19 protein-coding genes are annotated in these 19,306 nt (G+C 59.9%); 14 read left to right on the top strand and 5 right to left on the bottom strand.

Annotation, left to right across the window (positions count from 1 at the left end; all coding sequences use genetic code 11):
- Nucleotides 1-9 precede the first annotated feature (9 nt).
- From IEI95_RS07720 to IEI95_RS07750, 7 genes are all read left to right on the top strand, one after another.
- Complete coding sequence (locus tag IEI95_RS07720) at nucleotides 10-984, top strand: NAD-dependent epimerase/dehydratase family protein (protein WP_071205928.1); 975 nt, start codon at nucleotides 10-12, stop codon at nucleotides 982-984.
- Nucleotides 981-1,760: an SDR family NAD(P)-dependent oxidoreductase gene (locus tag IEI95_RS07725; protein WP_071205879.1), complete on the top strand. Its 780-nt coding sequence runs from the start codon at nucleotides 981-983 to the stop codon at nucleotides 1,758-1,760. The genes IEI95_RS07720 and IEI95_RS07725 overlap by 4 nt, the downstream gene beginning before the upstream one ends.
- 34 nt (nucleotides 1,761-1,794) lie before the next feature.
- Complete coding sequence (gene hisD, locus IEI95_RS07730) at nucleotides 1,795-3,081, top strand: histidinol dehydrogenase (RefSeq protein WP_071205931.1); 1,287 nt, start codon at nucleotides 1,795-1,797, stop codon at nucleotides 3,079-3,081.
- Between the two features lie 21 nt (nucleotides 3,082-3,102).
- A complete protein-coding gene (locus IEI95_RS07735; RefSeq protein WP_071205881.1) occupies nucleotides 3,103-4,095 on the top strand; it encodes a fumarylacetoacetate hydrolase family protein in 993 nt (330 codons plus the stop codon).
- 1 nt (nucleotide 4,096) lies between these two features.
- Nucleotides 4,097-4,873 (top strand): SDR family NAD(P)-dependent oxidoreductase, encoded by a 777-nt coding sequence (locus IEI95_RS07740; protein WP_071205883.1) that lies wholly within the window; start codon nucleotides 4,097-4,099, stop codon nucleotides 4,871-4,873.
- A 119-nt stretch (nucleotides 4,874-4,992) separates the two neighbouring features.
- Nucleotides 4,993-5,655, top strand: coding sequence for a GntR family transcriptional regulator (locus IEI95_RS07745; RefSeq protein ID WP_071205885.1), 663 nt, complete (start codon nucleotides 4,993-4,995; stop codon nucleotides 5,653-5,655).
- Nucleotides 5,656-5,817: 162 nt separating this feature from the next.
- On the top strand, nucleotides 5,818-6,381 hold the full coding sequence (locus IEI95_RS07750; protein WP_071205887.1) for an NADPH-dependent FMN reductase: 564 nt from the start codon (nucleotides 5,818-5,820) through the stop codon (nucleotides 6,379-6,381).
- A 288-nt stretch (nucleotides 6,382-6,669) separates the two neighbouring features.
- On the opposite strand, the gene IEI95_RS29695 is transcribed toward IEI95_RS07750, so the two are convergent.
- The 4 genes from IEI95_RS29695 to IEI95_RS07760 all read right to left on the bottom strand — a co-directional run bounded on the left by IEI95_RS29695 (nucleotide 6,670) and on the right by IEI95_RS07760 (nucleotide 8,587).
- Nucleotides 6,670-6,891: an ATP-binding protein gene (locus IEI95_RS29695; RefSeq protein ID WP_337926566.1), complete on the bottom strand. Its 222-nt coding sequence runs from the start codon at nucleotides 6,889-6,891 to the stop codon at nucleotides 6,670-6,672.
- Nucleotides 6,892-6,978: 87 nt separating this feature from the next.
- Nucleotides 6,979-7,620 carry a histidine kinase dimerization/phospho-acceptor domain-containing protein gene (locus IEI95_RS29700; RefSeq protein WP_337692723.1) on the bottom strand — a complete coding sequence of 214 codons (642 nt, stop codon included), beginning with the start codon at nucleotides 7,618-7,620 and terminating at the stop codon, nucleotides 6,979-6,981.
- Nucleotides 7,621-7,763: 143 nt separating this feature from the next.
- Nucleotides 7,764-7,910 carry a hypothetical protein gene (locus IEI95_RS29705; protein ID WP_337692722.1) on the bottom strand — a complete coding sequence of 49 codons (147 nt, stop codon included), beginning with the start codon at nucleotides 7,908-7,910 and terminating at the stop codon, nucleotides 7,764-7,766.
- Entirely contained in the window at nucleotides 7,910-8,587 is a 678-nt protein-coding gene (locus tag IEI95_RS07760) for a response regulator transcription factor (RefSeq protein WP_071205890.1), read from the bottom strand. The genes IEI95_RS29705 and IEI95_RS07760 overlap by 1 nt, the downstream gene beginning before the upstream one ends.
- A gap of 151 nt (nucleotides 8,588-8,738) precedes the next feature.
- On the opposite strand from IEI95_RS07760, the gene IEI95_RS07765 reads away from it, so the two are divergent.
- The 4 genes from IEI95_RS07765 (at nucleotide 8,739) to IEI95_RS07780 (ending at nucleotide 15,868) form a co-directional block, all read left to right on the top strand.
- On the top strand, nucleotides 8,739-10,187 hold the full coding sequence (locus IEI95_RS07765; protein ID WP_071207464.1) for an efflux transporter outer membrane subunit: 1,449 nt from the start codon (nucleotides 8,739-8,741) through the stop codon (nucleotides 10,185-10,187).
- Nucleotides 10,187-11,260 carry an efflux RND transporter periplasmic adaptor subunit gene (locus tag IEI95_RS07770; RefSeq protein WP_071205894.1) on the top strand — a complete coding sequence of 358 codons (1,074 nt, stop codon included), beginning with the start codon at nucleotides 10,187-10,189 and terminating at the stop codon, nucleotides 11,258-11,260. Before IEI95_RS07765 ends, IEI95_RS07770 begins: the two co-directional genes overlap by 1 nt.
- Nucleotides 11,257-14,343 carry an efflux RND transporter permease subunit gene (locus IEI95_RS07775; RefSeq protein WP_071205896.1) on the top strand — a complete coding sequence of 1,029 codons (3,087 nt, stop codon included), beginning with the start codon at nucleotides 11,257-11,259 and terminating at the stop codon, nucleotides 14,341-14,343. The genes IEI95_RS07770 and IEI95_RS07775 overlap by 4 nt, the downstream gene beginning before the upstream one ends.
- Nucleotides 14,344-14,869: 526 nt before the next feature.
- Nucleotides 14,870-15,868 carry a patatin-like phospholipase family protein gene (locus tag IEI95_RS07780; protein WP_234934185.1) on the top strand — a complete coding sequence of 333 codons (999 nt, stop codon included), beginning with the start codon at nucleotides 14,870-14,872 and terminating at the stop codon, nucleotides 15,866-15,868.
- Between the two features lie 33 nt (nucleotides 15,869-15,901).
- Here the strand turns inward: IEI95_RS07780 and IEI95_RS07785 are convergent, their stop codons facing one another.
- Nucleotides 15,902-16,429 carry a MarR family winged helix-turn-helix transcriptional regulator gene (locus IEI95_RS07785; protein ID WP_060716695.1) on the bottom strand — a complete coding sequence of 176 codons (528 nt, stop codon included), beginning with the start codon at nucleotides 16,427-16,429 and terminating at the stop codon, nucleotides 15,902-15,904.
- Nucleotides 16,430-16,586: 157 nt separating this feature from the next.
- On the opposite strand from IEI95_RS07785, the gene IEI95_RS07790 reads away from it, so the two are divergent.
- From IEI95_RS07790 to IEI95_RS29290, 3 genes are read left to right on the top strand one after another with little or no spacing between them, the layout of a single operon-like run.
- A complete protein-coding gene (locus tag IEI95_RS07790; protein ID WP_060716694.1) occupies nucleotides 16,587-17,132 on the top strand; it encodes a flavin reductase family protein in 546 nt (181 codons plus the stop codon).
- 47 nt (nucleotides 17,133-17,179) lie between these two features.
- A complete protein-coding gene (locus IEI95_RS07795; protein WP_060716693.1) occupies nucleotides 17,180-18,472 on the top strand; it encodes an acyl-CoA dehydrogenase family protein in 1,293 nt (430 codons plus the stop codon).
- A gap of 56 nt (nucleotides 18,473-18,528) precedes the next feature.
- Nucleotides 18,529-19,248, top strand: a complete 720-nt coding sequence (locus IEI95_RS29290; protein WP_234823938.1) for an MFS transporter — start codon at nucleotides 18,529-18,531, stop codon at nucleotides 19,246-19,248.
- Nucleotides 19,249-19,306: the final 58 nt, after the last annotated feature.

Below are 19,306 nucleotides of genomic sequence, written 5' to 3' on the forward strand. Positions count from 1 at the left end.
GGACAGGTCGTGAGGATTGGAGTGACCGGAGCCGGCGGTTTTGTCGGTACTGCGCTGATCCATCGCCTTGTAGCGAAGGACATTGGTTGCGGATTTGCAAATCCGACCATCGTCGCGATTGATGCAATGTTGCCTGCCGATCTGCCAACGACGGTTGAACGCGCGGAAGGCGATCTGTGTGATCCCTCATTTCGACAGCAGCTTTTTGCCGAACCATTCGATGTTCTGTTCCATCTGGCAGCCGTTCCGGGTGGCGCCGCCGAGCGAGATTATTCTGCCGGGTGGAATCTCAACGTAGAAGCTGCCGTCGCGATGCTGGAATTGCTCGCGCAGCAGAAAACGCCAGCCAGACTGGTCTTCGCATCGTCGATCGGGGTGTTTGGCGTGCCGCTGCCGAAGACGTCGGTAGATGACGAGACGCTGCCTCTGCCTTCAATGAGCTATGGCACGCAGAAGCTTATCCTGGAGGCATTGATTGCGGATTATGCCCGGCGGAAGCTCGTTGACGGTATTGCTGTTCGGCTGCCAGGAATCTTGGCGCGTCCACGCGTCAAGGGCGGACATCTCTCTGCTTATATGAGTGACATCCTTCATTCTCTTCGCGCAGGCGAATCCTTTACATGTCCAGTTTCAGAGGATTCATCCTCGTGGTTCATGTCGCGGTACCGATGTGTCGAAAACCTGGTCCATGCGGCTGCACTACCGAGCTTTTCTCTCGGCCCACGCCGCGCCTTCAACCTTCCGGCCCTACGCCTGACAATGACAGAACTGGTCGACGGTGCCGCTGTTCATTTTGGCTCGCGAGTCCGTTCGCTTGTTTCTTACGAACCGGATGCGGCGCTTCAGGCCCAGTTCGGATCCTATCCGCCGCTTGTGACGGCAATCGCCGACAGGCTCGGTTTCAAACATGACGGCAGTGCGGCGGTGCTGGTCGCGGAAGCGTTGGGCCTCGACCCGGTCGAAATCGGCGTGGGTGCGGCATGAGTGCTGCTTTGACGCTGCCCATTTCCCCCGGCTTCCGCCTCGACGGACGCCATGCTCTGGTGACGGGCGCAGGCCGCGGGCTTGGTCTCGCAGCGGCGACGGCACTGGCCGAGGCCGGGGCTGCGGTGACACTTGCGGCGCGGACGCTCGCGGAGATCGAAGACGCAGCCAGGGCCCTTCGCGACCGAGGTCTGAAGGCTTCGGCCCATGCCGTGGATGTCACCGATACCCAGGCGATAGCCGCGCTGATGGTAGGCGCCGACGCGCCGTTCGACATCCTCGTCAACAATGCCGGCACCAACAAGCCTGGACCGTTCGTCGAGGTGACGGAGGCGAACTACGACCTCGTCATGGGTTTGAACGTCCGCTCAGCCTTCTTCACGTCGCAGGCCTTCGCGCGGCGGCTGATCGTGGAGAACCGGCCGGGCGTCATCATCAACATGACCTCGCAGATGGGGCATGTGGGCGCTGCTAGACGGACGATCTATTGCGCGTCGAAGCATGCGCTCGAAGGCCTGACGAAGGCGCTCGCCGTCGAGCTTGCGGAGCATGGCATCCGCGTCAACAGCGTGGCGCCGACCTTTATCGAAACCCCGATGACGAAGCCCTTTTTCGAAGACGAGGAATTCCGGCGGCAGACACTCTCGAAGATCAAGCTCGGGCGCATCGGCAGGGTCGAGGATATCATGGGCGCGATCGTCTACCTGGCCTCCGATGCGGCGGCCCTGGTGACGGGAACGTCCCTTCTGGTGGATGGCGGCTGGACCGCCGAATGATGAGTGCCGCGTTTTGCGGCTGAGTGAGGAAACGATGATCCGGTACCTGAAAAAGGGCGGCAATGCCGCCGAATCCGCCGAGGCCGACCGCAAGGTCCGCCAGACCGTCGAGGCGATCCTGGAGGACGTGACCACCCGCGGCGACGCGGCGGTCCGCGACCTTTCGGTGAAGTTCGACAAGTGGTCGCCCGAGAGCTTCCGCCTGACGAAAGAAGAAATCGATGCGCTGATCGCCAGCGTACCGGTCGGCGTCATCGACGACATCAAGTTCGCGCAGGCGCAGATTCGTCGGTTTGCCGAAGCCCAACTCGCCTCGATGAAAGAGATCGAGGTGGAGACGCTGCCGGGCATCCGGCTCGGCCACCGCCACGTGCCGATGGAAAGCGTCGGCTGCTATATTCCCGGCGGCCGCTACCCGATGGTGGCCTCGGCCCATATGAGCGTGCTGACCGCCAAGGTCGCGGGCGTGAAACGCGTCATCGCCTGCACGCCGCCCTTGAACGGTGCTGCGCCGGCCGCGACCATCGCCGCCATGGCGCTTGCCGGCGCCGACGAGATCTACGTGCTCGGCGGCATCCAGGCCGTCGCAGCCATGGGTATCGGCACCGAGACGATCAAACCCGTCGACATGCTGGTCGGCCCCGGCAACGCCTTCGTCGCCGAAGCCAAGCGACAGCTCTACGGCAAGGTCGGCATCGACCTCTTCGCCGGCCCGACCGAGACGCTTGTGATTGCAGACGATACCGTCGATGCCGAGATCTGCGCGACCGACCTTCTCGGCCAGGCCGAACATGGCCCGACCTCTCCGGCCGTGCTGCTCACCACCTCGCAACGCATCGCCGACCAGATCGAAGATCAGATCCAGCGGCAGCTTTCCCGCCTTCCGACCGCCGATATCGCCTCGGTCTCCTGGCGCGACTATGGCGAGGTCATCCTGTGCGATACGGACGAGGAACTGCTTTCCGAAGCCGATCGCATCGCCTCGGAACATGTGCAGGTGATGACCGCCAACCCGCGCTGGTTCCTGGAGAATATGCGCAATTACGGCGCGCTGTTCCTCGGCCCGCGCACCAACGTTGCTTATGGTGACAAGGTGATCGGCACCAACCACACGCTGCCGACCAAGCGCGCGGCGCGCTACACCGGCGGCCTGTGGGTCGGCAAGTTCCTGAAGACCTGCACCTATCAGGAGGTGACGACGGATGCCGCCTCCGCACTGATCGGCGACTATTGCTCGCGGCTCTGCGCCATCGAAAACTTTGCCGGCCACAAGGAACAGGCCGACATCCGCGTGCGCCGCTATGGCGGCAAGAATGCCTGAGTATTCGGAAGGGAGGAAGACATGAAGCTTGCGACAATTCCGAACGGCACCCGAGATGGCGAACTGGTGGTCGTCTCGGCCGATCTTTCCCGGGCGGTCTCCGCCCGTGAGATCGCGCCGAACCTTTTGACCGCCTTCGAGGACTGGTCATCCGCCGAACCGAAACTCAGGGCACTTGCCAAGGACTTGGCCGAAGACCTCGCCAAAAACACCTTCGCCTTCGACCAGGCGACGGCGCTTTCGCCGCTGCCGCGGTCCTTCCAGTGGATCGACGGTTCCTGCTTCAAGAACCATCTCTATCTGATGGCGAAGGCGACGGGCCGTGATCCCGAGATCGAGATGAACTCGCCCTTTCCGCTGATGTACCAGGGCATGTCGGACGACTTCTACCGTCCGCATGGCGATATCCCGTTGCCGCGCGAGGAGGACAATATCGACTTCGAGGCGGAAGTCGGGATCGTGCTGGACGAGGTGCCGATGGGCACGACGGCCGCAGAAGCTCCGCAATACGTCAGGCTGATCCTGCTGATCAACGACGTCTCCTGCCGCGTCTATGTGAAGCGGGAGATTACCGTCGGCTTCGGCTGGATGAACGCCAAGCCGTCGACCGCCTTCTCGCCGGTTGCCGTGACGCCCGATGAATTGGGTGCGGCATGGACCGGGAAGGTGGAACTGCCGATCCGGGTGGACTGGAACGGCATCCGGTTCGGCGAACCGAACGGCCGGGAAATGTCCTACACGTTCTACGAACTGATCGAACACGCTGCCCGCACCCGCAAGCTTGCCGCCGGCACGATCTTCGGTTCCGGCACGATCTCCAACGCCGACTACAGGAATGTCGGCTCCGCCTGCATCGCCGAGCGTCGCTCGATCGAAATGCTCGAACATGGCGAACACCGGACCGGCTTCATGAAGTTCGGTGATACCGTCCGAATCGAGATGTTCGACAAGGACGGCATCTCCATCTTCGGAGCTATCGAACAGACGGTCACCAAGTACGAAAAGGTGGCGTGATATGGCTGTAGCAAACGAACTTTTCGACCTGACGGGAAAGGTCGCCCTCGTCACCGGAGCTCATCGCGGGATTGGCTTTGCGATAGCCGAGGAGCTGGCAAAAGCCGGCGCGCGGGTTGCGATCTGCAGCAACGATCAGCAGGCTGTCGCACAAGCAGCGAACACGCTTCGCGAAAGAGGCCATGACGTCCGTGGTTTCTGCTGCGACGTGTCCTCCAATCCCGCACTGGATGATCTGGTGTCGGCGACGCGGAAGGCTTTCGGCCGGATCGACATCCTCGTCTGCAACGCCGGGATCGCACCCCATTTCGGGCCGATGGCAACCGCCAGCGACGAAGAGTACGACGCGACGATGCGGGTAAACCTCTACAGCGCCATGCAGCTTGCCAACTGCGTCATTCCGGAGATGGTGGAGCGCCAGGACGGCGTGGTGATCTTCACCTCAAGCATTGCTGGACTGCGTGGTAATGGAAAACTCGGCGTTTATGCTCTGTCCAAAGCCGCAATCGCCCAGCTTGCGCGCAATCTCGCCGTGGAGCATGGACCGGACAATGTCAGGGTCAACGCTATTTCTCCCGGACTTACCAAAACCGAGTTCGCCACCCCCATCCTCAGCAACGAAGAGGGGCTTAAGGTGAGGCTCGGGAAAACGCCATTGCGTCGAGCTGCAGACCCCCGGGAGATTGCCGGTGCCGCGGTGTTTTTATCTGCGGCGGCAGGCGGATTCATAACAGGGCATAATCTGGTCATTGACGGGGGAACAATGATTTCGGATTGATTCGAAAACATGCGACTGAATCGACAATAGAAAAGGCGAGGGCACCAAATATTCGACACAAAAGTATTTTTTTTTGAAAAAAATATTTTATTGTGCCATCAAGGTGGCGGAGGATCTAAATGGTCAATACAAGTCGCATTGTTCAAGCTTACGATACGCTGAAGCAGAGCATTCTGAACGGCTCCTTCCGACCTCGGACAAGGCTGCGCATCGAACATCTCTCGGAAAAGTTCGATGTAGGGCCTGGAGCGATCCGTGAGGCGCTGTCTCGGCTGACCTCGGAAGGCATGGTCGTGGCGGAGCCGCAACGCGGGTTTCTGGTTGCGCCGATCTCGAAGTCGGATCTTCAGGATCTGACCACAGTCCGGATAGAAATCGAGGTGAAATGCCTTCGCCGTTCGATCGAGCTGGGAGACGTCGCTTGGGAGACGCAGGTTTTGTCTGCAAACCACCTTATGGCAAGGACTCCCGAATATACGGATAACGGCGAAAGCCACCCGGACTGGGCGGTTGTTCATACCAATTTTCATGACGCGCTTGTCGCTGCATGCGGAAGTCCCTGGCGGCTGAAGCTTCGCGGCCAGCTTTTCCTTCAAGCCGAACGCTACCGCCGCCTGTCAGTACCTCATGCACGGTTGGAGCGTGATGTTGCCGGCGAGCATCGGATGCTGGCAGAGGCGACGCTTGCCCGGGATGCTGATACTGCGATGAAGCTGGTGGAAGAGCACTTCCAGAAGACGGCCGATCTGCTGTTGGCTTCCGATGCCCCATTCGATGACTGAGACACCCGACGATCATTTTTGGTCCGCGGTATCCCGGAAACCTTTCGAGGCAATATCCGAATTTCGGCTTCATCCCGTCGGCTTTGCCGGATGGGCCTCTGACGACTTTTACCCAGGATTGCCGCCACGCGCGCGAAACCCCATCAATTACGGAGATCAAAGATGCCAAAGCTTCTCGTTATCGCCTGCAGCACACGCCCAACCCGCGTCGGCTTTCCAATTGCCGAATGGACAGTCGAGCGCGCGCGACTTGATGGAAGGTTCGAGGTCGAGCTCGCCGATCTACGTGAGCTCAATCTGCCGAACTACGACGAACCGCACCATCCGCGCCTTCATCAGTACCAGCACGAGCATACCAAGAAATGGAGCGCAGTCGTGGAGCGTGCAGATGCGGTCGTTTTCGTGACGCCGGAATACAATCACAGCTTTCCCGGGGCCCTTAAGAACGCGATCGATTATCTCCATGACGAATGGAAGTTCAAGCCTGCTGCTTTCGTCAGTTATGGCGGTATCGCTGCCGGAACGCGTTCGGTCCAGGCGCTGAAGCCGGTGATAGATTGCCTGCGTATGATCCCGGTCTTCGAAGGGATCAACATCGCCTTCGTGCACGAGCTTCTCAAGGACGGAAAGTTTGCCGCAACTCAGCCGCATGAGGTCGCAGCCACATCGATGTTTGACACCTTGTTTTTCTGGTCGGGACGTAACAGCGAACTGTATGTGCATTGAAGGCCTCAGTGTAAACCCGGCCCAAACTGTCGTTGCGGTTCGCAAATTCGCTTGCTTGGCCGGATCGCACCAAGCCGATTCAGAAAAACTCCGGGAACGCTTTTCATATCACACTCTCTGCTTCTTGTGAGATAAGAAGCGCTGGCTCGGGTAGCGGCGCTTGCCGGCGATGGGGGATGGACCGTAGAACGCGAGGCACCATTTTAAGGAATGCCGGGCCGGGTTAGAGCGTCCCAGGGTATCGCTTGCCCACTCCGTGATCGGACTGTCTCCATCTCCGCTTCAATCTCACCGCCATTCCAAATTTCGACCGGCCTGCTTGGGAATCTCAAGCACCACTGCCAGCCCGCCACCGGCCGCTGTCGATGCCGAGACACGGCCGCCATGCTGCTCGACCGCGTGCTTTGTGATGGCGAGGCCCAGGCCAAAGGCGTTTGACGCCGTGTCGCTTCCGCGCGCAAACGGCTGGAATATCCAGTCGACTTGAGGCGCAGGCAGACCTGGCCCCATGAATAATCTCCGAGCGAATGGAAACGCGAGAGTTGTTGGGGGAATATTTCAGGGCGTTGCGGATGACATTCGCGAAGGCGCGATAGATTAGCTCCCCGTTGACCTCGGCGATGAAGGTGGCGGAGCCGTCATGGGACACCGCGCCTGTCCCTCCAAAGCCGCGTCTTCGATGATCCCATTCAGCAGATCCATCAGATCGAGAGTTTGAACGACGTTGCTACCGGAGCCGGCGGTCAATCGCGCGAGGGTGAGGATCTCGCCAACCATCCCGTCGATGCGCTCAATCTCACCGCCCATGCGGTCCATCATTATCTCAAGCTTCGAAGGATTCTGCCGCAGCACCCCAATGGCCGCCTGAAGGCGGGACAGCGGCAAGCGCAGTTCATGGGACACGTCGTGAAACGGGCGTTGTTGGACCTCCTGAAGTTCCTGCAGGCGCGCGGCACTGGCGTCGAAGTCATGAGCCAGAGCGGTTACCTCGTCCTTCCGACCGTCCATTTTGTCACCGATGCGGACGTTGAACCGGCCATAGGCGAGAGCGCTCAGGCCGTGACGGAGGTGGGCGACAGGACGAATGAGATAGCGAGCGAGCCAGATGGCGGAGATCGCGCTTGCGATCAGGGCCGATGCCAAGGGCACCAGCTTCGGCCAGGTCTCCGCGACAACTCCTGGTTCCTGCGCGATGACCGTCGCGCGGTAGCAAGCGTCACCGACAACGACGTTGCGCATGTTCGTTGTACCGACATCCGGGCAAGCAGTCGCCGGACCGATGTCCGATATGGAAAGGTCGACGGGCTGGTGCACCGCCCTTGCGGCTCGCGCAAACGATTTGGCAGCTTCCCCCTTCTAGCGCCAGCAACTGTTGCGCTACGTCAAGCGCGAAAACCCGCTGCTGGCGGGCCGATGTCCTGAGAGAGCGGGCCGACATCGAGTAGAGCGCCGATTGCAAACAAACCTGCGATTGATGCAGCCATCATCAACCATGTGATGGTGAAGAACTTCCAGAACAGGGCACGCATCATCCATCTTGCAGGAGTAGATAGCCCTGTCCCCGCACCGTTTCTATCCAGGATTGGCCGTCATCCCTGGTGCCGAGCTTCTGGCGGACGCTGCTCAGGTGAACGTCGATCCGCCGGTCGAACGGCGTCAGGGGGCGTCCGAAGGCGTGCTTTGATATTTCCTGCTTGGAGACGAGCTGACCGGCACGGGCAAGCACCTCGAACTCAGTGCCTGTCAGTCCCAGACGCTTTCCGCGCCATTCCGCCGTCCTGTTTCCCGGATGGATGGCCAATTCTCCAGCCCGGAGCGCGTCCTGCGAGATGCCGGCGCCAGAGGAGCCGGCCCGGCGCAATATGGCCTTCAGCCTTGCCGCGAGCTCGCCGGGGGAGCATGGCTTTGGCACATAATCGTCGGCGCCGAGATTGAGCCCGGCGATGCGGTCCACGTCGTCGCCCCGGACCGTCAGCATAAGAACGGGCACTTTGCTCACTCGCCTGATCCGTTGCAGGAAGTCGATGCCATTCATGTGTGGCATCATGATGTCGAGAACAATGATGTCGGCGGCGCCTGATGCGGCCTGAACGATCGCGGCGCGCCCGTCCTGCGCGGTCGCGACGTCGAAGCCCTCTTCGGAGAGATACTCCTTGAGAAGCGTTGTGAGATCGGCGTCGTCGTCGATGAGAAGAGCCTTTGCCATTTGGAAAGCATATCACTCGTTCACAGGGGGCAGCCATACAGGACAAACCCCTGTCGGACAGTGCATTTTACTTATCTTAACATCGGCTTGACAGCACTTGACGTTCGATCCGCTACGGACAGGGAAATTCCTCGCTAGTCCGGGCAGGTCAATGAAAATCGCATTCAGAAAAAGATCCAACCCGCCTTTGGCGGTCACGCTCTGCCTGCTCCTGTCCGGTTGCGCGACATTCGCGGAGCTTCAACCATCCGACGTCAAGGTAGCGAATGTCTGGCATGCCACCCTGCCGCATGGCGGCAATGCATCAAGCCTCTTGTCGTGGTGGTCGACCTTCAACGACCCGTCGCTGACAGCACTCATCGGCTACGCCCAGGAGGAGAATCCGAGCCTTGCCTCGGCCACCGCCGAGATCGACAAGGCGCGCGCAACGCTGGCTTCCGCGCGATCGAGTCTGTTTCCCGGACTGGACGGCTCGGCCTCGGTCACACGGTCCGGCACTGATGGTGACGCTGCCAACCGTATTACCGCCTCGACAGCGTCAAGCGGCGGCCTGGACGCTTCGTGGGAAATCGATCTGTTCGGTAAAACGCGGCAAACGAGCGAAGCAGCGCGTGTTCGGGTCGATAAGCAGATCGCCAACTGGCACGACGCACGGGTCTCTCTCGCCGCCGAGGTGGCCGACTACTATGTCCAGTACAAGGCCTGTCGGCAGCTCGAGAATGTCTACAGCGTCGAACTCGCCTCGCAACGGGAAACGATCCGTGCTACGGAAACGGCTGCGACATCGGGCTTCACCTCCACCGCCGATCTCGCTCTGGCGCGGGCGAGTGCCGCCTCATCCTCCTCGACACTGACGGCGCAAAAGGCCGAATGCGAGGTCCTGGTCAAGTCACTGGCGGAGGTCACCGGTGGTGACGAGGCAAGGGTCCGGCAATTGCTGGCCAAAGGCAAGGCTGGCATCCCGGCGCCGAAGACCTTCAAACCCGCGGCAGTGCCGGCAGAAGCGTTGCGGCAACGTCCGGACATCGGGGCACTCGAACTGGAACTGGCCGCGTCCATTGCCGATGTAGGCGCGGCAAAGGCAGATCTCTATCCAAGCCTGAGCCTTGGCGGTTCCGTGACGGTCAGCAGCTCGACATTGACCGGTGGATCCCTGCCCTGGTCCTTCGGCCCGGCGCTGACCATTCCCCTGCTGGACGGCGGATCACGACGCGCTGCCGTCAGGAGCGCAATCGCCGATTACGACACAGCGGTCGCCAACTACAAGTCCGGCGTGCTGAGCGCTGTTTCCGAGGTGGAAATCGCGCTCGTTCGGGTCGACAGCACTCGCAGGCGGATCGGCGACGCGAGCAGTGCAGCCCGCAATTACCGCAGTTACTTTACCTCCATCGACTCAAACTGGCGCGCAGGCGGTGCCAGCCTGCTGGATCGGGAGGAGGCCCGGCGGTCGGCGCAGTCTGCGGAAATCTCGCTCATCGAAATCCGGCGCGATGCGGTGCGCTACTGGATTGCCCTCTACAAGGCGCTGGGCGGAGGCTGGAACGCCGATGCCGTTACCCCGGCGCAGCGCCAAACGAAATCACAAGGAAATTCTCTCTGATGCGAATAGCCCCTTATTTTGTTGTCCTCCTCACGGGGGCAAGCCTCGCATTCTCTGGTCAATCTTCACGCGCGCAGCAAGAAGAAGCTGCGGCCCTCACCGTAGCCGTCGTGAAGCCGTCTGAGCGCCAGTGGGCGGAGACCGTGCCGGCGAGCGGCTGGCTGAAGCCATGGCACGAGGCGATCATCGCATCGGAAATCAGTGGGCTTCGCATCACCGATGTTCTTGTCGATGTCGGCTCGGTGGTCGCGAAGGGTCAGCCGCTTGTTCAGCTGGCGGACGAAACCGTGCTTGCGGATTTGCGCAAAGAGGAGGCGTCGGTTGAGACCGCCAAGGCAGACCTCGCCAAAGCGAAGGCCAATGCCGACCGCGCGCGGCAGGTGCGGGGAAGCGGCGCGCTTTCGGATGAGAAGGTCACGGAATACCTGATCGCCGAGCAGACAGCCGAAGCGAGCCTCAAGTCGGCCGAAGCCACGCTGGACAGCCAGAAGATCAAGGTCAGCCAGACCAAGATCGTCGCGATCGATGACGGGCTGATCACATCCCGCTCCGCCCAACTCGGCGCGGTGGTTTCCTCCGGTACGGAGCTGTTTCGCATGGTCCGGCAAAACCGTGTGGAGTGGCAGGCCGAGGTCTCCGCCCGGCACTATCCTCACATCAAGGAGGGCCTTGCTGCCGCGATTGCCGGTCCCGGCGGCAGGCGCATCGAGGGCAAGGTCAGGCTGGTCGGACCGACGGTCAGCACCGATACGGGTCGCGCGATCGTTTATGTCACGCTGCCACCGGAGGATCATCCTCCTGTCGGCATCTATGTCACCGGACAGATCGAGCTGCAGTCGACAAGCGCCCTCACGGTGCCCGAGACCGCGCTCGTGTTCCGCGACGGCATCAACTACGTCTTTACGGTCGATAAGGATCGGCGCGCCTCTCGCGTGCGCGTCGAGACCGGACGCCGCAATGGGGGCGAGGTGGAGATCCTGTCGGGAATCGATCGATCAACCTCAGTTGTAAAATCCGGTGGCGCATTCCTTTCGGACAAAGCGCTGGTGCGGGTTGAAGGAGATGCGCAATGAACTTCTCCGCCTGGTCGATCCGCAATCCCGTTCCCGCCATTCTGTTGTTTGCTCTCCTGACGGTGGGCGGCCTGCTCGCCTTCGAGCGGCTTGCGGTCCAGAACTTTCCGGACATGGACCTGCCGACGGTCAAGATTACAGCGACGCTTGAAGGCGCCGCGCCGTCGCAACTGGAGACCGAGGTCGCCCGCAAGATCGAGGACAATCTCGCCTCGCTCAGCCTTCTCGATCATATCACGACGACCATCACGGACGGATCGGTGTCGATCAGCGTCTCCTTCAAGCTGGAGAAGGACAGCGAGGAGGCTCTCAACGAAGTTCGCAACGCGGTGGACAGCACCACCGATCTTCCTGCAGCCATGGAGTCTCCGAGCGTGACGAAAGTCACGGTGCAGAGTTCTCCGCTGATCACCTATGCCGTGCGCTCGACGCGCTTCAACGAAACGGAGCTGTCCTGGTTCGTCGATAACGACATGACCAAGGCGCTTCTTTCTGTATCCGGGGTCGGCGAGGTCGGCCGCATAGGCGGCATCGACCGCGAAGTGCATGTCGATCTCAACCCGCAGATCATGGGATCGCTGGGGATTACGGCCGCGACGGTCTCTTCCCGACTGAAGTCCGTTCAGGCCGACAGCTCGGGCGGTCGTGGCGAAGTTGGCGGCAGCAGGCAATCGATCCGCACGCTGGGGGCCGTCGCCTCGGTGGAGGATCTTAAGGCGCTCGCGATCCCGCTTCCGAGCGGGGAACTGGTGCGCCTCGACGAAGTCGGCACGGTAACGGACAGTTTCTCCGACCGCTCCTCGCTCGCCTATCTTGACGGTCAGCCGGTGATCGGCGTTCAGGTCAAGCGCTCGAACGGCTTTTCGGACACGGGCGTCGCAGCCGACATCCAGGCCGCGATGAAGATGTTCGCGGCCGCCAATCCCGATGTGGAGATCGTCCAGGCCTACAGCACAGTCGGGCCGATCATAGAGAATTACGACGGCTCCATGCACATGCTCTATGAGGGCGCGATTCTCGCTGTTGTGGTCGTCTGGCTGTTCCTGCGTGACTGGCGGGCGACCTTCCTGTCCGCCGTGGCTTTGCCCCTGTCGGTCATCCCGACCTTTCTGGCGATGTACTTCGCTGATTTCAGCCTGAATACCGTGACGCTGCTCGCGCTCTCCCTGGTGGTCGGCATCCTTGTCGACGACGCCATCGTCGAGGTCGAAAACATCGCCCGTCATCTCAACATGGGAAAATCGCCGATGGACGCGGCGCTGGAGGCCGCCGACGAGATCGGCCTTGCTGTCATCGCCACGACCTTCACCCTCGTCGCCGTGTTCCTGCCGACCGCGTTCATGAGTGGCATTCCCGGCCTCATCTTCCGGCAGTTCGGGATCACCGCGGCCGTCGCGGTGCTGGCCTCGTTGCTGGTCGCACGTCTGCTGACGCCAATGATGGCCGCCTACATGATGAAAGCGCATCCGACGGAAGAGAAGGATGGCCGTATCATGCGCGCCTACCTGGCCGTTGTAAAAGCCTGCCTCGGCCACCGGAAGCTGACGATTTTCGGCGTCTGCGTTTTCCTCGGCCTCTCAGTTTCGGCCATCCCTCTTCTCAAATCAGGATTCCTGCCGGCGTCGGACGACGCACAGACGAAAGTCACGCTCACACTGCAGCCGGGAAGCACTATAGAGCAGACAGACGCCGTGACGCGCCAGGCCGCGGGCATCATCGCGAAGCTGTCGGACGTGACCCGTGTGTTCTCCTCGGTCGGCACCGCCTCCTCGGGAGGCGGCCTGGAGTCCTCAACAACAAATGACGTCACTTCAGCAACACTCGTCGTTGATCTGACACCGATCGGAGATCGTGATCGCAAGCAGTCAGAGATCGAAAACGCCATCCGGCAGGCGCTTGCCGTGCTGCCGGGCGTGAGGGTCGAAGTCGGTTCGGGAGGCAACGGAACCACGCTCGAGATCACGCTTGCCAGTGACGACTCCAATGTGCTCGATCAAGCCGGCAGCGCGCTTGAGGAGCAGTTGCGCACTCTCAAGGGCATTGGCGCCGTTACCTCCAGTGCCTCACTCCAGGCCCCGGAGATCCAGATCGTCCCCGATTTTACGCGCGCCGCAGCACTTGGCGTGACGTCGGAGTCGATTTCCGAGGCGGTGCGCGTCGCGACCAATGGCGACTACTCTTCTTCGATGGCAAAGCTCAATCTGCCGCAACGCCAGGTATCGATCCGCGTGCGGCTCGATCCCGGGAACCGCACGACCCTGGACGACATCGCCAATCTCCGCGTCAGCGGGACCAACGGCAGCGTCGATCTCGGTTCCATCGCCGAAATTGGCATCGGCGGCAGCCCGTCGGAAATCAACCGCATCGACCGCTCCCGCAACATCACCCTTTCCGTCGAGCTGAACGGCCGGATTCTTGGCGACGTTAACCGAGAAGCCCAGGAACTACTCGCACTGAAGAACCTTCCGCAGGGCGTCCACCTTGTCGAACAGGGAGAACTGCAGCGCAGCTCTGAATTGTTTGAAAGCTTCGGCATTGCCATGGCCATTGGCGTGTTCTGCATTTACGCCGTGCTGGTTCTTCTCTTCCACGATTTCCTGCAACCACTCACAATCCTCATGGCGTTGCCGCTGTCGCTCGGCGGAGCACTTCTGCCGCTCATTGTCACCGGTACAAGCTTCTCGATGCCAGCGGTGATTGGACTGCTCATGCTGATGGGCGTCGTAACGAAGAATTCCATCTTGCTTGTTGAGTATGCCATCATGTCGAGACGCGGTGGCATGTCGCGATTTGATGCTCTGGTGGATGCGTGCCACAAGCGAGCGCGGCCGATCATCATGACCACGATCGCCATGGGATGCGGCATGCTGCCCGTGGCACTGAGCCTCACCGGCGGCGATGGAAGTTTCAGGCAGCCTATGGCAATCGTCGTGATCGGCGGGCTACTAACCTCGACGTTCCTCAGCCTCCTCGTTATCCCGGTCATCTTCACCTTCATCGATGACTTTCTCGAGCTGCTCAAGCGGCCGTTTCGTGGGAGGCAGGCGAAAGAGACGCAGCCAATGCCGGCGGAGGCTGGCTGACGCCTCCGCGGTGGGAGCATGAAATGTGCGAGGACACGTCAACATGGACGATCATCGGATGCGAAGCCGGTTGGCGCAACATCTTGCAGCCCATCTGATGGCGCTGGTGCGGCTCATACTCGCACAGGCGATTCAGACGATCGCAGTTCTCCTGCTTCGGAGCCTGAGCGCCACTGTGCTCAATGGGAGCATTCTCGCCGGAAGTTCATGGGAGCGGATCATTGAGTGGGGTAGCAGGTTTCTCAGTAAGGATGCCGAATGGATCGACGTTTCGCCTTCGCGTGGTTTGCATTTAAGCGTTCGACGCCAGCAGCTTTGGCTGAACCGGCGCGCGTTGATAGCTCACTTTCACGCTCAGGTACGCGAAGGATGCGCAAGCCAGGGAACAGTGTGCTTTCATTCATCCTTGTCGTTGTGCTCTGCATCCCTGTGTACGGCTGCGTGACGACAACCCGGGCAGTCTATTCGGCCAGCGAAGCGGCAGTTGCCGAAGTCGATGGCTTCGACAACATCCGTGCTTATGCCGATGCCCCGGATAGCAGCATTAGAGACCAGACACAGTGGTTGCCCCGCACGACCGGCAGGAACCTCAACGTTCTCTGCGTCTCGGGGGAGGTTCGGGAGGGGCATTTACGGTTGGCTCCTGTCCGCCTGGAGCGATCAACATACACGGCCAGTATTCGATGTTGTCACAGGTGTCAGCACAGGTGCGCTGATAGCACCTTACGCATTTCTCGGCTCCGCATACGACAAGTCGCTCGCCGGCCTTTACACCGGTGGTCAGGCGAGAGAGCTCGTGGACATGAGGTGGATGGGAACCGGTCTTTTTGGAACAAGCCTTCTCAAGGGGGAGCGCTTGCGGCAGATGGTTTCCAACTACATAACAAATGATATCCTGCAAAAGGTTGCAGCTGAGCACCGCCGCGGAAGACGGCTGTTCGTTCTGACGACCAATCTCGATTCCCAGCGGGGCGTGCTCTGGAACATGGGCGCTATTGCAAACAGCGGCCGGCCCGATGCGCTGGCGCTTTTTCGGGATGTCCTGATCGCCTCCGCCAGCATACCGGGCGTCTTTCCAGCGGTGACAATCAAGGCGAAATCCGGGGCCAGGCAGATCGAGGAGCTGCATTCCGATGGCGGCTCATCCATGCAATTCTTTGGATTGCCTGACGCGGTGCTCGCCTCGCCAGGCAAACCACCACCTCTCAACAATCGCCATCCCGAAATGTACGTGATCGTGAACAACGCCCTCATGCCGGAGTTCGCCGAGACGAAGAATTCGACGATCTCGGTGGCCGGACGGTCCTACGCAACGATGGTTAAATCTCAGACCAAACAGGCTTTGCTTGCCCTCTATAACCATAGTCAAAGAACCGGCAGTCGATTGAGGATCGCATGGATCGACAAACAGATTCCCTATTCGATGCTCGATCCCTTCAATACCGACTATATGCGAGCTGTCTATGCGGACGGATACAATCAGACCAAGGTCGGTATGATATGGAAGAACGCGCCAGTCTTTTGAGCCAGGCGTTGCAGCAAGCGGCGGGGGTCTGTTTCAGGAAGGCAGAAGAGAAATCAACTTCGCCAACGCCGCAACCAAATCGCGCCGTTCGGAGAATTCAAGAGCACGAATGCCCTGGAGCAGATGAGACGACTTCGCAACTTCTTCCCTCGTCCTGTTCAAAAGTTCCCGACCTGCCTCCGTAATTTCAACGTAGATCGTTCGCTTATCTGAAGGATGCGGTACCCGTTTAAGGCACTTTCGCTGCTCCAGTTTGGTTAGCCGCCCCGTGATGGCGCCAGTCGTCACCATGCAGAGTTCCGCAAGATCGCTCGGTCGAACAGGGCGGTCCTCCGGACGCTGAGCGAGATGGGTCAGAACATCGATATCACCCACTCCAAGACCAAAAGGCGTGAGAATTGCCTGGAGAGATTCCTGATCCAGCTGATAAAGGTGCCGTATCCTCATAGCAATCGCAATCGGAGAGCTGTCTTCGCCGGGGAAATCAATTTCCCACTGTCGAACAAGTTCCTCGAACACCTTTTGGGTTTGAGATACAACGCGATCGCTACTATCTAACATGTCTAAATCCGATTCATGCGGCCTAGCCTTTACTTACCAAAGCCGGGCATGATGCGCAAAGGGTCCACGCGTAGCCGCGTCCATCACTAATCGCATATGACGCTTGACAGACGATATCTTAGATCTAAGATACCTCTAAACGATATGGGAGGTATCGATGAAAATAAATGCTGCTGCTGCGCCGCCGCTTCCTTATTCGCCACAGGTACAAGCTTACCCCAGCCGGAACGAGTTGAAGGACGTCTTTGGTCGTCTCCCGTCCGGAGTGGTAATCGTCACAAGTATCGCCGAAGATCAACTCACGGGCGCGACTGTCAGCTCCTTCAGTTCGCTATCATTTGACCCACCTTTGGTCGTCTTCGGCCTCGCACAAAAGTCAAAGACGCTCCAGGCGATTTTGCACTCGAGGAAGTTTGCTGCTCACATCGTTTCCGAGCCCAACCGCGAGCTCGCCCTCCGGTTTTCATCGGACGGGCATGACAAATTCGAAGGGTTGGTCTGCACGCTATCTCGCTACGGAGTTCCGGTCCTTCCCGGGTTCGATGCGTCCATCGAGTGCTCCTTGGACGGTACGCATATCATCGGAGATCACCAACTCCTGATCGGCGGGGTTCTTGCCACCTCGACCAATGATGAAGTCAGCGCGCCGGTGGCGTGGTTTCGCAGAGACTTTCATTCATGTGTACCCTTTGCCGCCCCGTGAACACAGGGCACCATCAGCACCAAAAAACAAGGAATTATAGCGTGGACATGAACTTGAAGCTGTTTAAGGAGTCGGCCACGAACGTGCTTGAATCGCCTTACTCCAGTGAGATCGGACGCGGCGTTCGGGAAAAAGCCGCTAAACTCGTTCCCCTGTTGCGCAAGAATGCGTTGGAGGGCGAAAAGCTCGGCGCCTTGAGCCGCGAAAGCCTTCAAGCGCTTAACGATATCGGCGCGTTTCGGCTTACGCTTCCGACCGATTTCGGAGGTTATGCGCTCGGAGCGCGTGACGTGGTCGAGATTGTCAGCGAAATCGGTCGCGGCGACGGTGCCGCGGGGTGGATGGTGTTCGTCGCGGGGGGCTTGCGCAATATCATCTCCTTTCCGGACGACGCGGTCCGGGAAATCTTCGACGGGGGACAGAATTGGGTCGGACCGCTTGCCGCCGGAGCCTCAATCTTCGCGACCAAGGTTGGTTCTGCTCGCCGCGTCGAAGGGGGCTGGATGCTCAGTGGATCGTGGCACTTCGGCAGCGGCTGCAAGCATGCAAAATGGATCGCCGTTGGCGTCGATTACGAGCGTGCCCCGGGAGAGATGAGCCGTGCAATGGCCATCCTTCAAGCTGACCAGGTAGAGATCGTCGACAATTGGCACGTGATGGGATTGAAGGCGACATCATCGAACAGTCTCACAGTAAAGGAAGAGCAATTCGTTCCCGATCGACGCTTCATGGACATGCGTGATTTCCCGATAAGGATGGACGAAACGCGCCGGCGTTACAGCGGCCTCGCCAGCAAATTCGATGCGCGTGGCCTGATGCTTCTCACCAACCTTACTCACATGGCGATTGTCCTTGGGATGGCTCGAGGCGCATTCGAATGCTACGTCGAGATGGCCAAGAAGCAGCAACCCTTCAATCTGCCTTATGCAAAAGTTGCTGAAATGGCCTCGACGCAGGTCTGCGCGGCGAAGGCCTATGCCATGATCAAGATGGCGGAGGCGGTTGCCGATCGCAGCGCCGACATTCTCGATCGCCATGCACTCGAAGGCATCGAGATCACTCGCGACCAGGAACAGGCAATGATGATGGAGTCCGTCTACGCGACAAACTCCCTCGATGCCGTCCTCAGCATGCTTCAACTCAGTATCGGGTCGGCGACCGCGAGCGAAAACAATCCAGTGCAGCGCTTTGCCCGCGATGTACGCGTCGCTCTGCTGCATGGTGCGGTTCGTCTCGACCCGACGGCAGAAATTTTCGGGAGGCACCTTATGGGAATTGAACCATTCCCGATGTTCGCGGGTGGTCTTCCAGACCGGTCGCCACCCGCATCGGCCGCATGAATCAGGGGCTTGTGCGGTAGGAGGCCGCGCAAGAAGCAACTCGGGAGGAGAGAGTTTTGGAACAGGGAGTAAGAGCGCACGCGGTCGGCAGGCCAGTGGCGGTGCGTGGATTTGAATACAGCGCGGAGGCTTGGAGGGTTCTCGGGGCGCTTTGGCTGGTAGTGCTCCTGGTTGTGGCGGTGCCTAGCGCCGGCATCTCCGTAATCAACGCTCAGATGATAGAAGATCTCAATCTCGATCGTTCAGTCTTCGGTTTGGGCTTCGGCGTGTTCGTCTTGATGATGGGCCTCCAGGGTCCTGTCGTGGCGATACTGATGAGGAAATTCGGATATCAGCGCACAGTCACGTTTGGCTGTTTCGTTCTGCTTGTCGGATCTGTTTCCATGGCGTCCGTCGTGAACACCGGCTGGCAGTATGTCATCGCCTTCGGGTTAGTCGTCGGGACCGGTGTATGCGTCGCTGGCATGTTGCCTGCGCAAGCGGCTATTGCGCGGTGGTTTCACGTCCGCCGCGCCTTGGCAGTCTCGGTCGTGCTTTCGGCCATCGAGTTTGGTGGGTTCCTGTCGCCACCGGCCCTTGACCGCTTGCTGGCGGTTTCGGGCAACAACTGGCGCCTCGGCTGGTGGGTGATCGCAGGCCTCGCCTCCGTCGCCTTGCTTACCGTCCGGTTCGCCCTGAACGAACGCGATATTGAGCGGCTCGTAGTTGAAAACCCTACGATTTCTCAAGCGGAGGGGAGACTGCTGTTTTCAAGAGCCAGATCTACTGGACTCTGAAGGAGGCGGTAAAAAGCAGATCCTATTGGCTCATCCTCGCTTATATGAGCGTTGCTGG

Origin of the sequence: Agrobacterium vitis, assembly GCF_014926405.1 — a bacterium.
Classification (GTDB): domain Bacteria; phylum Pseudomonadota; class Alphaproteobacteria; order Rhizobiales; family Rhizobiaceae; genus Allorhizobium; species Allorhizobium vitis_H.